This window comes from Cerasicoccus sp. TK19100, from assembly GCF_027257155.1.
Taxonomy (GTDB): domain Bacteria; phylum Verrucomicrobiota; class Verrucomicrobiia; order Opitutales; family Cerasicoccaceae; genus Cerasicoccus; species Cerasicoccus fimbriatus.
The window spans coordinates 532476-547430 of record NZ_JAPWDU010000006.1; the positions used below are offsets into that span (position 1 = coordinate 532476).

Sequence of the window (14955 nt, forward strand, 5' to 3'; positions counted from 1 at the left end):
CAGGCTGCAATTACGCAGCCAACGGTTTATGAAGGAATAACTGAAATGAGTTATCTTTTTACCAGTGAAGCCCGAGTCGTCCCACCAAAAGCACTCGGGCATTTTTTGTCTTTAAAGCAACAGTTGAACGGCGCCCTGGCCGCCCAATGTCAGGTGAAACGTCTCGTAAAAGGCGTCCAAACCGCGCAACCGGCCATTCCCGGAAACCGCGAGAGGGGCGAAACATGCAGTGCTTTATATATGTAATATTAAGACCGCGCACGTCTGGTAATGGCGTGCGCGGCTTATTCAGATGAGAGGAATTTACTAATGTGAATGGGCGTGTTCTCGAATTGGAAGCTGTTGAATGGAAAAACCACAGCATCCCCCTAAAGTTATAAATGAGAATCTCTTATTGTCCCACCATATTGTGGGGGGTGTGAAAACATCGAACAGTAGATTCGAGCTTGGTTGTGATAATGGTGTATCCCAATGGCAGGGTTCTTTTGGAATGTTTGGCAATTCGACCGGAATGTATTCGCCGCCCGTGAATATTAAATCGGCTGGTCGGTGGCTATTCGCCTTATTTTTTAAGTGAGCGCCGTACACGAATGCGCACATTAGCATAGTTAGGCTAAATGTTAGAAATCCCCATGTTTTCATTAGTCAAATTTTACATGATATATCACTTATCCAAGTGGGAAGATGGTGTAGCGGCAACACGTGAGTCTCCAAAACTTGAGCCGGAGGTTCGACTCCTTCTCTTCCTGCCAACCAAGGCGTGCCTTGGAACCGAGAAACTGCGTTTCTCACGTATTGAACTGAATTAGTGGGGCGGTGGTATAGGTGGTCTGCACGCCTGGTTGAAGCCTAGGAGGCCGTGGTTCGATTCCGCGCCAACCCACCAATCTGGACCGGTAGCCCGTAATTGGTAGCGGCGGCGGACTGTAAACCCGTTGGTCACCGACCCTTGCTGGTTCGAGTCCAGCCCTGTCCACCATATTTGAAGAGGCTCGGCGTATGATAAACGTCGGGCATTTCTGTAATTCACCTAAATGACCTGCTGCGATAGACTTATCGCAAGGAACTAACGCAAGTAGCTTATCAGCTAGCCTGCCGCCGTCTGTGTTGGAAAACCAGGAAATGGCCCTCTGCCAGGGTGCGGAGATAACCAGACGGCGGCGCAAATTTTTATGGCGCAGTAGGCAAATTGGTTAAAGCCAGCGGTTTTTCAAATCGTTGAATGCGGGTTCGAGTCCCGTCTGCGCTTCCATGTTTCGGCTGCATCGTCCAGTGGTTAGGACAACGCATTGTCTATGCGAAAACGCCGGTTCGATTCCGGCTGTGCCCGCCATTTTTTACGGGATAGTGTAGCTGGCAACACCGCAGATTTTGAATCTGCTATCGGAGGTTCAAGCCCTTCTCCCGTAGCCACTATTTAATTCCGAATTCCGCAATCCGAATTCCGCAATATTTCGGCGCTGATCCCCAATGGCGAGGGCGCGGGCCTGCAAAGTCCGCTCTACCGAGTTCGAATCCCGGCGGCGCCTCCACTTCAAGATTCATACCGCATGATAATCTAGCGGCGATTGTGTAATTCACCACCTGCTTCATACTGAATATACTGAGGTTATGAAGCATACTGAACTGCTAAATATGAAAACCACCATGATGTATAAACTGCACTTAAACTCATCCCCGGTTTCGGGTTATTTCGCGAAAGAGCGGTCGCTCATCGTGAAGTTGTCCGGGCATAGGTGATAAGCTAATTCACACAATAATCGCATAGCCGAACATTGAATAAGAAACGAGATATGATTCGTCTTCAGCGGGCTCAGACATGATCAGAATCGGGACCAGTCCATCTCTATAAAACCCATCTCGTAGTGTCATTCAACGCCGGCTATGCTTAGCCCCGGTCATTCAAAGACCACATGAATTTCTGCGTGCTCAGTGCACGAAATAAAACACTTTCCACATTGGTCGACGGCGGCGTTTCGCGTCCGGAGTCGGGCTTGTCGATTCGCCGTTCCGTTCAGGCATTCTAAACGATGTGAGAAAAACCATAGGCAACGGAAGGTATAGCTCAGTGGTAGAGCAGCTCGCAGTCAGCGAGTGCGCGGCGGTTCGATTCCGCTTATCTTCGCCAAGAGAACTGTTAGCTCAGTTGGTAGAGCAGTGGATCGAAAATCCATCTGTCTCGGGTTCGATTCCCGAACAGCAATCGGAAAAGTAGTGCAGTCAGGTTAGCACACTGGTCTCGTAAACCAGAGGTCGAGGGTTCGAATCCCTCCTTATCCTCCAAAAGGAAGTCACGGTTAAGACTCTAAAAAAGCCACTAGCCTAAGGAGCTAGCAATGCAAGTACGAGAGGAACGCATGCCCAAAAGAAGCCCAAGGGGAGACCCGGGTATTACGTGAAAGACCGGCGGCGGATTGATTAGCAATAATCTCTCTGTCGCCAGCGCCGCGGCCGCTAGCGTTTGCGCGGATACCGGTTGCTGCTTGGTTGGGGGAGACCGCGGCGTCTATGGCGCGGCGACGGGTATGGATGCGATTGGGGCGCGCCTGAGGGTGCTCCTTTCGCGGAAATACTCTGCGTCGCAAAGTAGACGCCAATGTTGAACCCATCCAACCGGCTTCCTTAAGCGCGGACCCGCGAGTTCGCCGCGTGGCTGATCGTTTTGCCCGACTCTCCGCGGGCCCACTTTTAATTTAATGGCGAATAGCTAATGGCGGATGGCGAATGAATTTTCGTCATTCGTCATTCTCAATTCGCCATCAACCAAAACCTCAACCCAACACGAAAATGATTCCGATCAAATATGTTACTATTCCGTACGAGCACTTCGGTCTCGTCTATCGTGACGGACGTTTCGTGAAGCTGCTGAAGCCGGGTCGCACCTGGTACTTCGATCCACTCTGGCGAGTCACGATCGGTAAGCTCTGGCAGGGCAAGCCGTGGATCGAAATGCCGGCGACGCAGCTGCGTCAGCTCCGCGAATCTCCCGCCATCCAGGAGCACGCAGTGTTCGTCGACCTGAAGGACACGCAGCGTGCTTTGGTTTGGTTGGACGGCCGTTTCCACGGTATCCTCGAGCCGGGGCTCTACGCCTACTGGAAGACCATCGTCGATGTCCGCGTGGAAGTCATGGATGTGCGCAACATCCTGTTCCGCCACGACGAAGCCGATGTCATCCTGAAGACGTCCGTTGCGAAGCGATTCCTTGACGTATACGAAACGCCCGAAAACCTCGGGAGCGTCGTTTACGTGGATGGCCGTTTCCACACCGTGTTCGGCCCGGGAACGATTGGCTACTGGAAGAACGGCTTGACCGTTCGCCGCGAAACCTTCGCCCTCCCGTGGCTGCCGATGCAGGACAGCGAACTCGAAAAGCTCCGCGAAGGCGGGCAGCTTGACGCGGTCGCATCCTTCGTCGACGTGCAGGACACCCAGCGTGCGCTGGTGTGGTTCAGCGGTCGCTTCCATTGCATCCTTGGCCCGGGCCTCTACGCTTACCTGAAGGAAGGCAGCGAGGCCCGCGTCAACCTGGTCGATGCGACGATGCCGCAGTTCATCTACGATGAGCTCGACGTCATCTTCAAGCACGCGGAGGCGCTTCGCCAGCTCGCGGTCTACGACATCGCAGACACCGAGCAGGGCGTGCTTTACCAGGACGGGAAGTTCTCTGAACTTCTCTCTCCGGGCCGCTACGCGTTCTGGAAGGATGTGGGCAACGTCCGTGTCCGCCAATACGACTTGCGTGAGCAAGTGCTCGATGTGAGCGGTCAGGAAATCATGACGGCAGACAAGGTCACCCTTCGTCTGAACGCCGTGCTGACCTACCGCATCGTTGATGTCCGCAAGGCGGCTGAAACCGTGAAGGACGCCGAACAGGCGCTCTACCGCGAGCTACAGCTGATCATCCGCGCGGAAGTGGGCGGACGCACGCTTGACGAACTTCTCTCGGACAAGACTGCAGTCGCGCACGACGCGCTGAAGTCCATCCAGGAGAAGGCGGCGGGCTACGGGCTCGAAGTCAAGGGGCTGGGGATCCGCGATGTCATCCTGCCGGGTGACATGAAGGAACTCCTGAACCAGGTCATCGAAGCCGAAAAGGCCGCTCAGGCCAACGTCATCAAGCGTCGTGAGGAAACGGCCGCCATGCGCAGCCAGCTCAACACGGCGAAAATGATCGAAGACAACCCGATGCTCCTGCGCCTGCGCGAGCTCGAGACGGTCGAAAAGATCGCTGAAAAGACGAACCTGCAAATCTTCGTTGGGGATGGGCAGGGGCTCACCAAGAGCATCGTCAAACTAGTCTAATCCGGCCCCGGAGGCCCAACGACTCCGGGGCTTTTTTTTAATAACCGCCATGCTTGAAATGTACGCTACGAAAATTAACTTTGTCGGACAAAGTAACCGACGCGCCATGTCGAAGAAAATCAAGGAAGACATCATCTGCTCTCTCTGCGGACGACTGACTCCGGCCAAGCATGCCGAGAAGCATCACCTCGTGCCGCGCTCCAAGGGTGGGGTGGATACGATCGACGTTTGCCGAAACTGCGGCGACCAGGTCCATAAGTTGTTTTCGAATCTCGAGCTCCGTGACGAATACAACACGCTGGAAAAACTCTGGACCGCACCGGGCATGGAGAAGTGGATCCGCTGGGTCCGCAAGCAGGACGGCTTTACGTTTTCGATGAAATCGCCGAAGGGCCGTAAGCCGGATAAGTAAGAGGCGCGCCGTCCTTATCTTGTAGGGCTCGCGCTTGCGCGATGCCGCATCCTGCTGGTGCTGAGGCAATGGCGGCGTCGCGCAAGCGCGAGCCCTACATGACGACGTAACTGACATTTGTATCAGAACGCACGTTTGCTGTTTTGACTTTCGCCAAATAGGCATAGTGAAAAGGGGAAAAGGGTGGCCCGGCCTTTTTGGTCGGCCGGGTCGCCCATCAATTTTTATGTGACGCATCCTCTCCGCACCACGCGCCGTTCGACTGTTGTGATTCTTTGAAGCACTGCGAATGCGATGGGGCGGTTGAAAAGTGGCGCCATGGGATTATACCTTTGCGTCGGCACGGGCTTCTGTGTCATGGGTTATCCCGAACTTATCTTGTTATGCACTACCGTCGATTTGGCCGAACCGAACTTCAAATGCCCGTCATCACCGCTGGTGGCATGCGCTATCAGCAAAGCTGGGATGATGTGCCCGGTGACGAAATCAAGAAGGAGGAGCAGGAGCGAATCACGAGCTGCATCCACCGCGCGTTGGATCTCGGCATCAACCACATCGAGACCGCTCGCGGCTACGGCAGCTCGGAGCGTCAGTTGGGGTGGTTGTTGAAAGACATTCCGCGCGAGAAATACATTTTGCAGAGCAAGGTGGCGCCGCAGGAGGACCCGAAGGAATTCGAGAAAATCCTCAACGACACCTTCGACCGCCTAGGCTGCGATTACCTGGATCTGTTTGGTTTTCATGGCATTAACCTGGAGCACCTCATCGACTGGACCGTGCGCCCGGGTGGCTGCATGGAGGTTGCGCGTCGCTGGCAAAAGGAAGGCCGCATCAAGCACATTGGATTCTCTACCCACGCGCCGTGCGACACCATTATCAAGGCCATCGAAACCGACGAGTTCGACTACGTGAACCTACACTGGTATTTCATTAACCAGACGAACTGGCGCGCTGTCGAAGCCGCGACCAGGCACGACATGGGCGTGTTCATCATTAGCCCCAATGATAAGGGCGGGCAGCTCTTTAACCCACCGCAAAAGCTGGTCGATCTATGTGCGCCGCTGACGCCGATGGGCTTCAACTCACTGTTTTGCTTGCGCCGCCCCGAGGTCCACACGCTCAGCGTGGGCGTTGCGCAGCCGGACCAATATGATCCGCAAATCGATGCTCTGGAGCATTACGATAACATCGATGCCGTCATCTCGCCAATCGAGGCACGTATCGACGCTGCGATTAAGGCCGAGCTGGGTGATGATTGGTGGCCACATTACACGGAAGGTTTGCCGACTTATCTGGAAGTTCCGGGCGAAGTTAATGTGCAATACATCTTGCGTTTGTGGACGCTGGCCAAGGGCCTCGATATGGATGGCTACGGCAAATACCGCTACGGCATGATCGGCAACGGCGGGCATTGGATGGCCGGGCAAAAGGCCGATGGTTTTGAGGACGAAGCGATGATCAAGGCGCTCAATGGCCATCCGTTCGCCAAGAAAATCCCCGACATCCTGCGCGAGGCGCACGAGATGTTTAAGGGCGAAGAGCGCAAGCCGAAGTCGAGCGCTTAGTCGCTAATGCTTCATAAACAGGCGCTGAGCGTAGGTGTCGTTGTTATCCTCCACCCACTCCCGCAGGCTATTACGCATGTGGTCGATCTCGTTTTGAAACTGCGGCTCGTCAATGCGGTTGTGCAGTTCCAGTGGGTCGTTCGCGAGGTCGTAAAATTCCTCTTTCGCGCCGAAGTTGAAAATGTATTTATGGCGCTTCGAGCGGACCATGCGCTGGTGCCAGTCGACCATGTGACCGGGGTGCGCAGCGATGAAGTATTCCTTGTCGTCGAAGGCCGGGCGATGTTCGCCGGGGTCCACGAGCGGCAGCAGTGACTGGCCATCCATACCGTGTTCACTCGCGTCGACGCCCGCCACGTCGAGGAAGGTCGCGGTCAGGTCGACGAGGTTGACGAACGGGTCGCTAACGCCGGGCTTGATCGCGGGGTTGGAGATGATCATCGGAATGCGCGTCAGGCAGTCATACATGCCGATGCCCTTGTCCCACCCGCGGTGCGTGCCGTTGTAGGAGCCGTGATCAGAGGTAAAGACGATCAGCGTTTCCTCCAGCTTGCCGTGCTCGCGCAGGCGGTCGATCACGTGTCCGCAGGCCTCGTCAATGGCGGTCGTGTAGGCTGCGTCGAGACCGAGCAGGGTGGACATTATTTCGCGGTCGATCGCGTCCAAGCCCCACTGCCGGCTGAGCTGCTCCAGGATGTGCGGCTTGCCTTCGAAACCGTGATCCCAGCTATCGTCCGGTTCAAAGTGGACATCCTTGTAACTGTAGTAAATTTCCTCGGGCAGATGGTAGGGCGCGTGTGGTCCCCAGAAATTAATGCTCAGGAAAAATGGGTCATCGCCTGCGCAATATTGGTCGACTTTCTTCTTCGTCTCGTGGGCGAGGTAAAACGGAATGGCCGCCTCCTTGGGGCCTTTTTGAATCGAGGCAAACGGGCGTCCATGGCGATTGACGATCTGGTGGTCGAGCTGCCAGCCGTCGACGCCGAGCTCCTTCAGGTAGGCCAGGTAATGCTCGTTCTGCATCGGAAATCCGTAGCCCCAGAAGTAAGGCGTGTCGGTGTCGTAGCCGTAGTTCCACGGGTGGTTCGGGTTTGGGTCGATGTCGCCGCCCACGTGCCACTTGCCGACATGCCCGCAACGGTAGCCGCGGTCTTTCAAGATACGCGCAAAGAACGGGTTGTCTTCCGAGATGTGCCGCTCGCCGCCGTTGCGCTTAAACTCCGGGTTGAAGATTTGCCCGTGGTTGTGCGGCAGCCGCCCGGTCTGGATCGACCCCCGCGCCGGCGTGCAAACGGGGGAGGGCGACATCGCATGGGTGAACCGCACGCCGCTCTCGGCCAGGGCGTCAAACGTCGGCGTGCGCGTCAGCGGGTTGCCGTAGCAGCCGCATTGGTCCATGCGCTGCTGATCGGTGAAGATGAAGAGAACGTTTTTAATCTCCTGGTCTTGGATGCGGGTCATAACGAGATATATTTACGCTAACCACACAAAATTTGGTGGCTAGCGCAAATTTATTACAAACCGGCATTTTAATTGCATAGGGAATAGCGCTTAACCAAAACAATAACCTATGGCATCTACCAAATATGTACTATTGGTCGGCGCAGCAATTGGCGCTTCGACTCTATCTGTTAACGCGATTGTCCAAACGACGCTCACTCTTACCGGGCCTATTCATCGTGTGGAGACTTCTTTGGAGGCAGCTGAGATTATCGAGGGCGCGACAATTACCGCGGTGGGCGACGCGAGTTCATCCTACTGGTCCTTTTCCTCGGACTCATCTTTTGGCCTGCCCACTGATTTTCACCAGACCAGTTTGATCGATGCGACCATCGATGGCGATGTTGCCTACTTTGCTTCCGAGGGGCGTATTGGCCCCAGCGCGACTGGTGGTTTCATGCTGGCCTATATTTTCGACAATGAGCCCTCATTGCCGAGCGCGGATACCTCGAGTCTCGTGTTTTTCGATCTTACCGATAAACGAGCGATCAACATGAGCTCATGGTGGACTGTGAGCGAGCTGAACGCGTTTGACGGCATGACGCTCACCATGAATCCCGCTAACGGCACGGACGCTTACGAGATTCTGATGAGCGTTAATGTGACGCCAGTGCCGGAGCCCGGAACCTACGCGCTGATCGCGGGTGCCGCTGTTCTTGGCCTAGTGGCCTATCGCCGCCGTAAGTAATTGGAACCTGGCAACGGGACGTTAAAAATTCGTCCCGTTGCTTTTGATCACTTCAGAGTACCAGTAGGCGGAGTCCTTGGGCGTGCGCTTGAGGGTCTCATAGTCCACGTGGACGAGGCCGAAGCGGTGATTGTATCCCTCGGCCCATTCGAAGTTGTCGAGCAGGGACCACTGGAAATAAGCGGCGACGTCGACGCCGTCCTTGGCGGCACGGCGCAGGTTGCTCAAGTAGCGCGTCAGGAAGTCGATGCGGTGGTAGTCGTGGCACTTGCCGTCGGTATGGACCCAGTCCGCGCCGCTGAGGCCGTTTTCCAGAATTGCGATCGGTGCCTGGTAGCGCTCGTAGAAGGCGACAGCTGTCCAGTAAAGGCACTCGGGCGTGATGGCCCATTGGAAGTGCGTGCGGGGGAAGCCGTTGCCGAAGTGCCAGGGCTCTTCGAAGGCAACTTCGCCCTGCTCGTTGCGGAAGTAGTGGCGCGCGGCGTTGTAGGTGTTGAAGCCGGAGAAGTCGAGCGGGTGCTGGATCGCGGCCATGTCTTCCTCCCAGCCCTTGGGCAGGGATTGGCCATGGAGGCGCAAGAAGTTCTCGGGATACTTGCCGAAGAACGCCGGGTCATTCCACACGGCAGGTTGGAAGGCCATGACGCCGGTTTCGGTGTAGTCGAACAGGTCTGCCTTGGCTTGCGCGACCACGCCTTCATCGCTCGGGTCGGCTACTTGGAAGGCACCGTTGGCGGTTGCCCAGCCGATCTGCGCGCCGTCGACGTGCTCGCGGATTTTCCGGCAGGACTTGCCGTGCGCGAGCAGCGTGTGGTGGATCATGCGCGCCAAGTCGGAGCGGGGGTGCTTCATGCCGGGCGCGTGTTCGCCGACTTCGTGACCCAGGCCGATAAACATCTGTGGCTCGTTGTGGGTGATCCAATGCTTCACCCGGTCACCGAGGGCCTTGACGACGACTTCGGTGTAGTCCTCGAACCACTGGGGGCTGGCGGAGTTCATCCAGCCGCCTTCATAAAAGAGGTGCAGCGGGTAGTCCCAGTGAAAGAGCGTTACCCAAGGCGTGATGCCGGTCTCCAGCAGGGAGTCGACGAGGCGGCTGTAGAAGTCCAGCCCAGCCTGATTGACGGCCCCTTTGCCCTCGGGCATGATGCGCGGCCAGCTGAGCGAAAAGCGGTAGGCCTGCAGGCCGATCTCCTTCATGATCGCGACGTCTTCCGGGTAGCGATGGTAGTGATCACTGGAGACGTTACCGGTGTCGCCAAACTTGACCTTGCCCGGCCAGCGCGCCATGCGGTCCCAGACGGACGGGCCCTTGCCGTCTGCATCCCAGCCACCTTCAATTTGATAGGACGCCGTGGCGGCACCCCAGACCATGTCGGGTTTAAAACTCATGGCGCTAGGTAATGGGGACCTCCTTCGAGAATTCAAGACCAATGCGCGCTTTGGATATGGAGCCGCAAATTCGGGTTGTGCTTTGCCGCAACCTATCACGTAATGAAAATATGCCAACTCCCCCCAATGTGCTCTACGTGTTTGCGGACCAGTGGCGCGCCCAAGCAATGGGCTACGCCGGTGACCCCAATGTCAAAACACCGCATCTCGATCTCTTTGCCAGTGAGGCGGTTAACTTCCGTAAGGCGGTGTCCGGCGTGCCCGTTTGCTGCCCCGCCCGGGCGACGCTTATTAGTGGCCAACGGCCGCTCAGCCATGGCGTGTTTTTGAACGACGTTTGCCTGCCGCACGATCGTAAGTCGATTGCGCAGCGTTTTGCCGAGTCAGAATATGACAGATCTTACATCGGGAAATGGCACATCGAAGGGCATGGTCGCGAAGCCTTCATTCCGCCGGAGCGTCAGCGCGGCTTCGACCACTGGAAAGTGCTAGAATGTACCCACAACTATAACCACTCACCCTACTACGAGGGTGCCTCAGATGAGCGCAAACTCTGGGACGGCTACGACGCCATAGCCCAAACCACCGAGGCCTGCGACTACCTGCGCCAAAGAAAGCCCGGCGACAAGCCCTTCCTGATGATGCTTTCCTGGGGGCCGCCGCATGACCCCTACGGTTCGGCACCCGAAAAATACCGAAGAATGTATCGGCCGGAGGACATTATTTTGCCGCCTAACATCCCTGCTGATCGTGCTGAAAGAGCGCGTATGGATTTGGCCGGCTACTACGCGCACTGTACCGCGCTGGACGACCAGTTTGCCCGCTTGCGGCAGACGCTGGCAGAGACCGGGTTGGAGGAAAATACGATCCTCGTCTTCACGGCTGACCACGGTGACATGTTGCACTCTCAGGGGCAGGAGCGAAAGCAGAAACCTTGGGAGGAGTCGATGCGGATACCTTTCCTCATGCGCTGGCCTGTCGGCTTGGGGCGCGAAGGCCGCGTATCCGATGCGTTGATCGATGTGCTCGACCACCAGCCGACGCTGCTCGACCTCTGTGGGCTACCGCTCGATGACGCACTGGAGGGCCGAAGCTTTGCCGAGGCCGCGCGAGGTGGCCCTGTCGACCCCGACTATGCTGCGCTGCTGGCCTGCTACCATCCATCGGGAGAGTTTCAGCGCGCCAGGGGCGGTCGCGAATACCGCGGGCTTCGCTCCCAGCGCTATACTTATGCCGAGACGCGTGAGGGTCCCTGGTTGCTTTACGATAACGAGTTGGACCCGTATCAATTAATCAACCGCATCGACGACGACACCTACGCGGCTGTTCGCGAGCAGTTGGCCCGCCAGCTTCACGCCGAGCTGGTGCGCCAGGGGGATGCCTTTGAATACGGCCCGGACTTGTGCGCCAAATGGGGGCACGTCATCGATGAGACGGGAACAACGTCTACCGCGCCGTGAGACATCACGCCCTTGATGGCGTTTGGTGTGTGAATTTATGGTGTATCGACGAAGTTTTCGGTTGTTTCGTTAGGGCAATCTATGCTGTTAGTTAGACCTAACAAGCGCATGAAAACAAAACGTAGAGCCACCATCCGCGACGTCGCCCAGGCATCCGGTTATTCCATTTACACGGTATCTTCCGTGCTCAACAACAAAGGCGATATCTCCGAGTCCACCAGTGAGAAAGTTCGTCAGGTTGCACGCGAGCTAAACTACGACTTGCTCGGCAACGTCTCTGCCGCCCGCCGCATGACCACGCGCTCCATCGGCATCGTACTGCCTGAGGCCGGCTGCATGCACGACGGCTTCTACAACCGCGCTGTTTCGACCTTCCGCGCTATCGCGTCCAACCGCGACTACGACTGCAAGCTCTTTGCCGAGGAGGACATTTTGCGCCGCATCGATCCGAGCAACAGCGGTGGGGTTTACTCGCTGGGCTGCAAGGGCTTGGTCGTTTTCTGCCCGAACCAATACAAGGACTACATTGAGCAACTGCTCAAGAACGGCGTGGCCGTCGGCCTGATCCGCCGCAAGATGCCGAAAATGTCCGGGCTCTTCCAAGCCGTGGACAACGATGAGGCCTCGATGAAGATCATCATCAAGCACCTGTTCGATGAGGTCGGCTGCCGTCGCATGGCGATGGTCTCCAGCGTCAAGCGCTCCAAGGTCTCGGGCGGTCGTGAGCGCGCCTTTTCCAAATTTGTGTCGGAAAACTTGCCCGAGAAGGACTCACTGCTGATTCCGGAATCGGACTTTGGTGAGAATTCCGAGGAGAAGACCAAGCTCTTCGACTTCCTTCAGGAGTCCAAGAAGCTTGGCCAAAAGCCGGTCGTCTTCTGCTGGTCGGACTCTTCCGCTAACCGCTTGATGACGCTTCTGCATCGCGCTGGCCTGCACACGCCGGATGATGTCATGGTCACCGGTTATGACAACGACCCTTACTCCAGCCACGCCGACTTGACCACGATGAGCATCCCGATCGAAGAGATGGTCACCGCAGCCTGCCGTTATCTCTTCGAATACCGCGAAGAAGGCGAGCTCCCCGAAGCCAAGACCCAGCGCTTCAAGCACGAGCTCGTCATCCGTGGCTCGACAGATATGACGAAAGGCTAGGCGCAAGCCAGTCTTGCGCGGTTACTTGGGTTTGGGGTAGATGTTCTGCATCCACTTCATTCCGTAGACACCGAGGATGGTGCCGATAGGAAAGCCCAGCAGCATGACGCCGAACGTTACATAAGCTGCCCAGGCATACTGTCTCGTTCTGAGGATCAGGCCGATCAACCCGATCCAACTAAACAGCGCGATGCAAGCTGCAAAGAGTTTCAGATCCCACGTTTTGCTACCATCCAGGGCAATGACCAGTGCCACGGCTGAGAATAACAGGGTGCCTAAGACCGACACGGTGATCGCATTTGAGCGGCATGTCTCCGCCTTGCGCCCCAACCCTGTCGGCAGAGGTGGCGGCACGCGTGTGGAAGGAAGTGGTGGCGGCCCGCTTTTGCTGGGAAGTGGGGGAGGAGTCGGCATTTTTACAGAGCTGTTTCTGTGCTAGGGGTGATTTGATGCGATAGGCTGGGGAAGTAATTCATCGAAAGTCCTTAACTGTCTTGGTTTGATTCGAAAGGTTTCAGTCAAATCGCTTACCGCAATAAATACACTTATCGACACCTTCGGGAATCTTTTGGCCGCACGCAGTGCATTGAACTGGGTTCTTCATTTCAATCGCTGTTTTCCCAAGTCTTATCCGAAGCTTCTTGGTTAACATCTCCACAATCTCAACAGGGTTTTCATCGTTGACGCTTGAGATTTTGAAGCAGTTATTGCCGACTCCTGGTCCGTCGTCTTCTTCACCTCTAAGGAATAAACTCAACAGGAATGTTTCGCCAGAATTGGTTGCTAATTCAATGCGGCTGTTTCCATTTGTATCTTCATAGTATTCTAGGTGAGACAACTCGCGAAATCTCAATGTTTTCAATAGTTGATTCGTATTTGAAGTTATCTCAAATACTTCGAATACCTCTTGATCCTCGTCTATACGATAATTCCTTCGGGACGACTCACCAAACATAAGTCGATGCAAGAACTTGGGTTTAATCTCCATACATGCTTGCTTTAGCTTTTAGAAAAATAGCGTTATTTCGCGTTGGGGTTTTGCTGGGTGCTAGGGATGAGGCGGGAAGGCGTAGAATATTGCGAATTGTGATAAATCAGCAGGTCAGTGAGGGTTGGATGCTAAGCTCTTTGAGGTCACTCACCTGACATCGGGTCAAACACGGTGAGTGAATTGATCTCACAGCGAATATACAGAGTGTGCTCTTCATCCCATATCGGTCTGACGTGGATGAAGCTATCAAGTGTTCTTTCCGCTTCAGGATCTTTGAGGACAACAAAATTCATCGAGTCAACATGCTCCATGACTTGATTCTTGGTAAGATCTGTAGGTATATCGAGATCTTCCAGGTATTCAGGTTGTTCATCGGCAAACGCTTTATAGCTTGCGTAAATATGGTCTCGAATGGCTAGGGTTTTCGTTTTTCCAGTCTCAATCAGAGTGGATATCATATCGAGCAATTGCTGATCCAACGAACTCCCATCCATTATCTGGATTTCAACCCCGAACTCTCCAATGTCGGTCTTGATGTTTTCTTCCCACGAATAGACTTGAAAGCCGTAACTTCCATCACGTGTGAACTGTTCTTTCTTCATGGTTTTAGTAGCAGGTAGATGGTGGTGTCGTGTGTGAGGTTAGCTTTTTGGTCTTTCGTCAATTTGCCCGAGAAGTTCATGGTATATGCCACCGTGCGTCAAGATTTCAGCATGTTATGGAACAGCTGATTTTGGCTGTGACTAATGGTTGTGCTCATGGCGGATTGCCAATGATTGGGGGTGACGAGAGTGCTGTTCAATCAACGCAGTTTGTGTCGAAGCTCTGTTTGTGTTGATTGGCTGAGCAGGTGGTTTCGGTGGTCTTCGAAAAGCTCGGTGGGGAGATTCAAAAAAGCCACTACTGTTGTTGGTACGACAACAGTGGCTATGTTGCCTCAACAACAGTGGCTGTGTTGTAGAAACAACAGTAGTGGCTTTTTCAAAACACAGCATGCTGCTTTTTGAAAACATAGCATAGGGCTTTTTGAAAAAGACCCAGTAGGCTTTTCGGAAAAGAAGCATAGGGCTTTTGCAAAACATAGCGTAGGGAAACGCTATTTTGGCCCAGTTGCTTCGGTTGGCGTGCTTGCCGCATGGAGAAGCTTCCGTCGGGCATGCGGGCCGGGCGGAATCGTCGAAGAGCGTTGGGGAAACGGTGGCCGGTAGTTAGCTAGGGCCAACTGACATTCATTCTGAGCGCCAAGGGCGCGGGCTCATATTAGCCTAGGGTCAGCGAGGAGCAAAGTGACGAAGCGCAGCCCTAGGAATAAAGATCCACACATCATTGGAGTGCTGAAAGCACGGCTTCATCAACTTGGTTGCTGCCGCCCCTTCAGGGCTCAGTCTGATAGGTTGCACACAAGACCTAGTGTATTGTCAGCGAAGTTTTCGTCATAAATTGCTTGTACAATTTTTGTCCTTATTCATACTGGTTGAATGGGAAAA

12 protein-coding genes and 9 tRNA genes are annotated in these 14955 nt (G+C 55.0%); 16 read left to right on the top strand and 5 right to left on the bottom strand.

The window, feature by feature from the left end; genetic code table 11:
- Nucleotides 1–678 precede the first annotated feature (678 nt).
- From O3S85_RS17285 to O3S85_RS17340, 12 genes are all read left to right on the top strand, one after another.
- A tRNA-Trp gene (locus O3S85_RS17285) sits at nucleotides 679–752 on the top strand.
- Between the two features lie 59 nt (nucleotides 753–811).
- A tRNA-Phe gene (locus O3S85_RS17290) sits at nucleotides 812–886 on the top strand.
- A 4-nt stretch (nucleotides 887–890) separates the two neighbouring features.
- A tRNA-Tyr gene (locus tag O3S85_RS17295) sits at nucleotides 891–979 on the top strand.
- 195 nt (nucleotides 980–1174) lie between these two features.
- A tRNA-Glu gene (locus O3S85_RS17300) sits at nucleotides 1175–1252 on the top strand.
- Nucleotides 1253–1338: 86 nt separating this feature from the next.
- A tRNA-Gln gene (locus O3S85_RS17305) sits at nucleotides 1339–1413 on the top strand.
- A 43-nt stretch (nucleotides 1414–1456) separates the two neighbouring features.
- Nucleotides 1457–1532: transfer RNA gene (locus O3S85_RS17310), tRNA-Cys, on the top strand.
- 522 nt (nucleotides 1533–2054) lie between these two features.
- Nucleotides 2055–2128, top strand: a tRNA-Asp gene (locus tag O3S85_RS17315).
- A 3-nt stretch (nucleotides 2129–2131) separates the two neighbouring features.
- Nucleotides 2132–2202 (top strand) — tRNA-Phe (locus O3S85_RS17320).
- Nucleotides 2203–2205: 3 nt separating this feature from the next.
- A tRNA-Thr gene (locus tag O3S85_RS17325) sits at nucleotides 2206–2283 on the top strand.
- 504 nt (nucleotides 2284–2787) lie between these two features.
- The gene (locus tag O3S85_RS17330) at nucleotides 2788–4305 is read left to right on the top strand and encodes a slipin family protein (RefSeq protein WP_269542078.1); all 1518 of its coding nucleotides are present in this window, start codon (nucleotides 2788–2790) and stop codon (nucleotides 4303–4305) included.
- Nucleotides 4306–4411: 106 nt separating this feature from the next.
- Entirely contained in the window at nucleotides 4412–4717 is a 306-nt protein-coding gene (locus tag O3S85_RS17335) for an HNH endonuclease (RefSeq protein ID WP_269542080.1), read from the top strand.
- 383 nt (nucleotides 4718–5100) lie between these two features.
- Nucleotides 5101–6282, top strand: coding sequence for an aldo/keto reductase (locus tag O3S85_RS17340; RefSeq protein WP_269542082.1), 1182 nt, complete (start codon nucleotides 5101–5103; stop codon nucleotides 6280–6282).
- A 3-nt stretch (nucleotides 6283–6285) separates the two neighbouring features.
- On the opposite strand, the gene O3S85_RS17345 is transcribed toward O3S85_RS17340, so the two are convergent.
- Nucleotides 6286–7743, bottom strand: coding sequence for a sulfatase-like hydrolase/transferase (locus O3S85_RS17345; protein ID WP_269542084.1), 1458 nt, complete (start codon nucleotides 7741–7743; stop codon nucleotides 6286–6288).
- A 109-nt stretch (nucleotides 7744–7852) separates the two neighbouring features.
- On the opposite strand from O3S85_RS17345, the gene O3S85_RS17350 reads away from it, so the two are divergent.
- Nucleotides 7853–8470: a PEP-CTERM sorting domain-containing protein gene (locus O3S85_RS17350; RefSeq protein WP_269542086.1), complete on the top strand. Its 618-nt coding sequence runs from the start codon at nucleotides 7853–7855 to the stop codon at nucleotides 8468–8470.
- Nucleotides 8471–8491: 21 nt separating this feature from the next.
- Here O3S85_RS17350 and O3S85_RS17355 read toward each other — a convergent pair whose 3' ends face one another.
- Complete coding sequence (locus O3S85_RS17355) at nucleotides 8492–9862, bottom strand: GH1 family beta-glucosidase (protein WP_269542087.1); 1371 nt, start codon at nucleotides 9860–9862, stop codon at nucleotides 8492–8494.
- 110 nt (nucleotides 9863–9972) lie between these two features.
- On the opposite strand from O3S85_RS17355, the gene O3S85_RS17360 reads away from it, so the two are divergent.
- Nucleotides 9973–11322, top strand: a complete 1350-nt coding sequence (locus O3S85_RS17360; RefSeq protein ID WP_269542088.1) for a sulfatase family protein — start codon at nucleotides 9973–9975, stop codon at nucleotides 11320–11322.
- Nucleotides 11323–11430: 108 nt separating this feature from the next.
- Nucleotides 11431–12477, top strand: coding sequence for a LacI family DNA-binding transcriptional regulator (locus O3S85_RS17365; protein ID WP_269542089.1), 1047 nt, complete (start codon nucleotides 11431–11433; stop codon nucleotides 12475–12477).
- 21 nt (nucleotides 12478–12498) lie between these two features.
- On the opposite strand, the gene O3S85_RS17370 is transcribed toward O3S85_RS17365, so the two are convergent.
- Nucleotides 12499–12732 carry a hypothetical protein gene (locus O3S85_RS17370; RefSeq protein ID WP_269542090.1) on the bottom strand — a complete coding sequence of 78 codons (234 nt, stop codon included), beginning with the start codon at nucleotides 12730–12732 and terminating at the stop codon, nucleotides 12499–12501.
- Nucleotides 12733–12748: 16 nt separating this feature from the next.
- On the opposite strand from O3S85_RS17370, the gene O3S85_RS17375 reads away from it, so the two are divergent.
- Entirely contained in the window at nucleotides 12749–12916 is a 168-nt protein-coding gene (locus O3S85_RS17375) for a hypothetical protein (protein WP_269542091.1), read from the top strand.
- Between the two features lie 75 nt (nucleotides 12917–12991).
- On the opposite strand, the gene O3S85_RS17380 is transcribed toward O3S85_RS17375, so the two are convergent.
- Both O3S85_RS17380 and O3S85_RS17385 read right to left on the bottom strand, forming a co-directional pair.
- Nucleotides 12992–13465: a hypothetical protein gene (locus O3S85_RS17380; RefSeq protein WP_269542092.1), complete on the bottom strand. Its 474-nt coding sequence runs from the start codon at nucleotides 13463–13465 to the stop codon at nucleotides 12992–12994.
- 146 nt (nucleotides 13466–13611) lie between these two features.
- Complete coding sequence (locus O3S85_RS17385) at nucleotides 13612–14070, bottom strand: DUF6985 domain-containing protein (protein WP_269542093.1); 459 nt, start codon at nucleotides 14068–14070, stop codon at nucleotides 13612–13614.
- Between the last annotated feature and the right edge of the window lie 885 nt (nucleotides 14071–14955).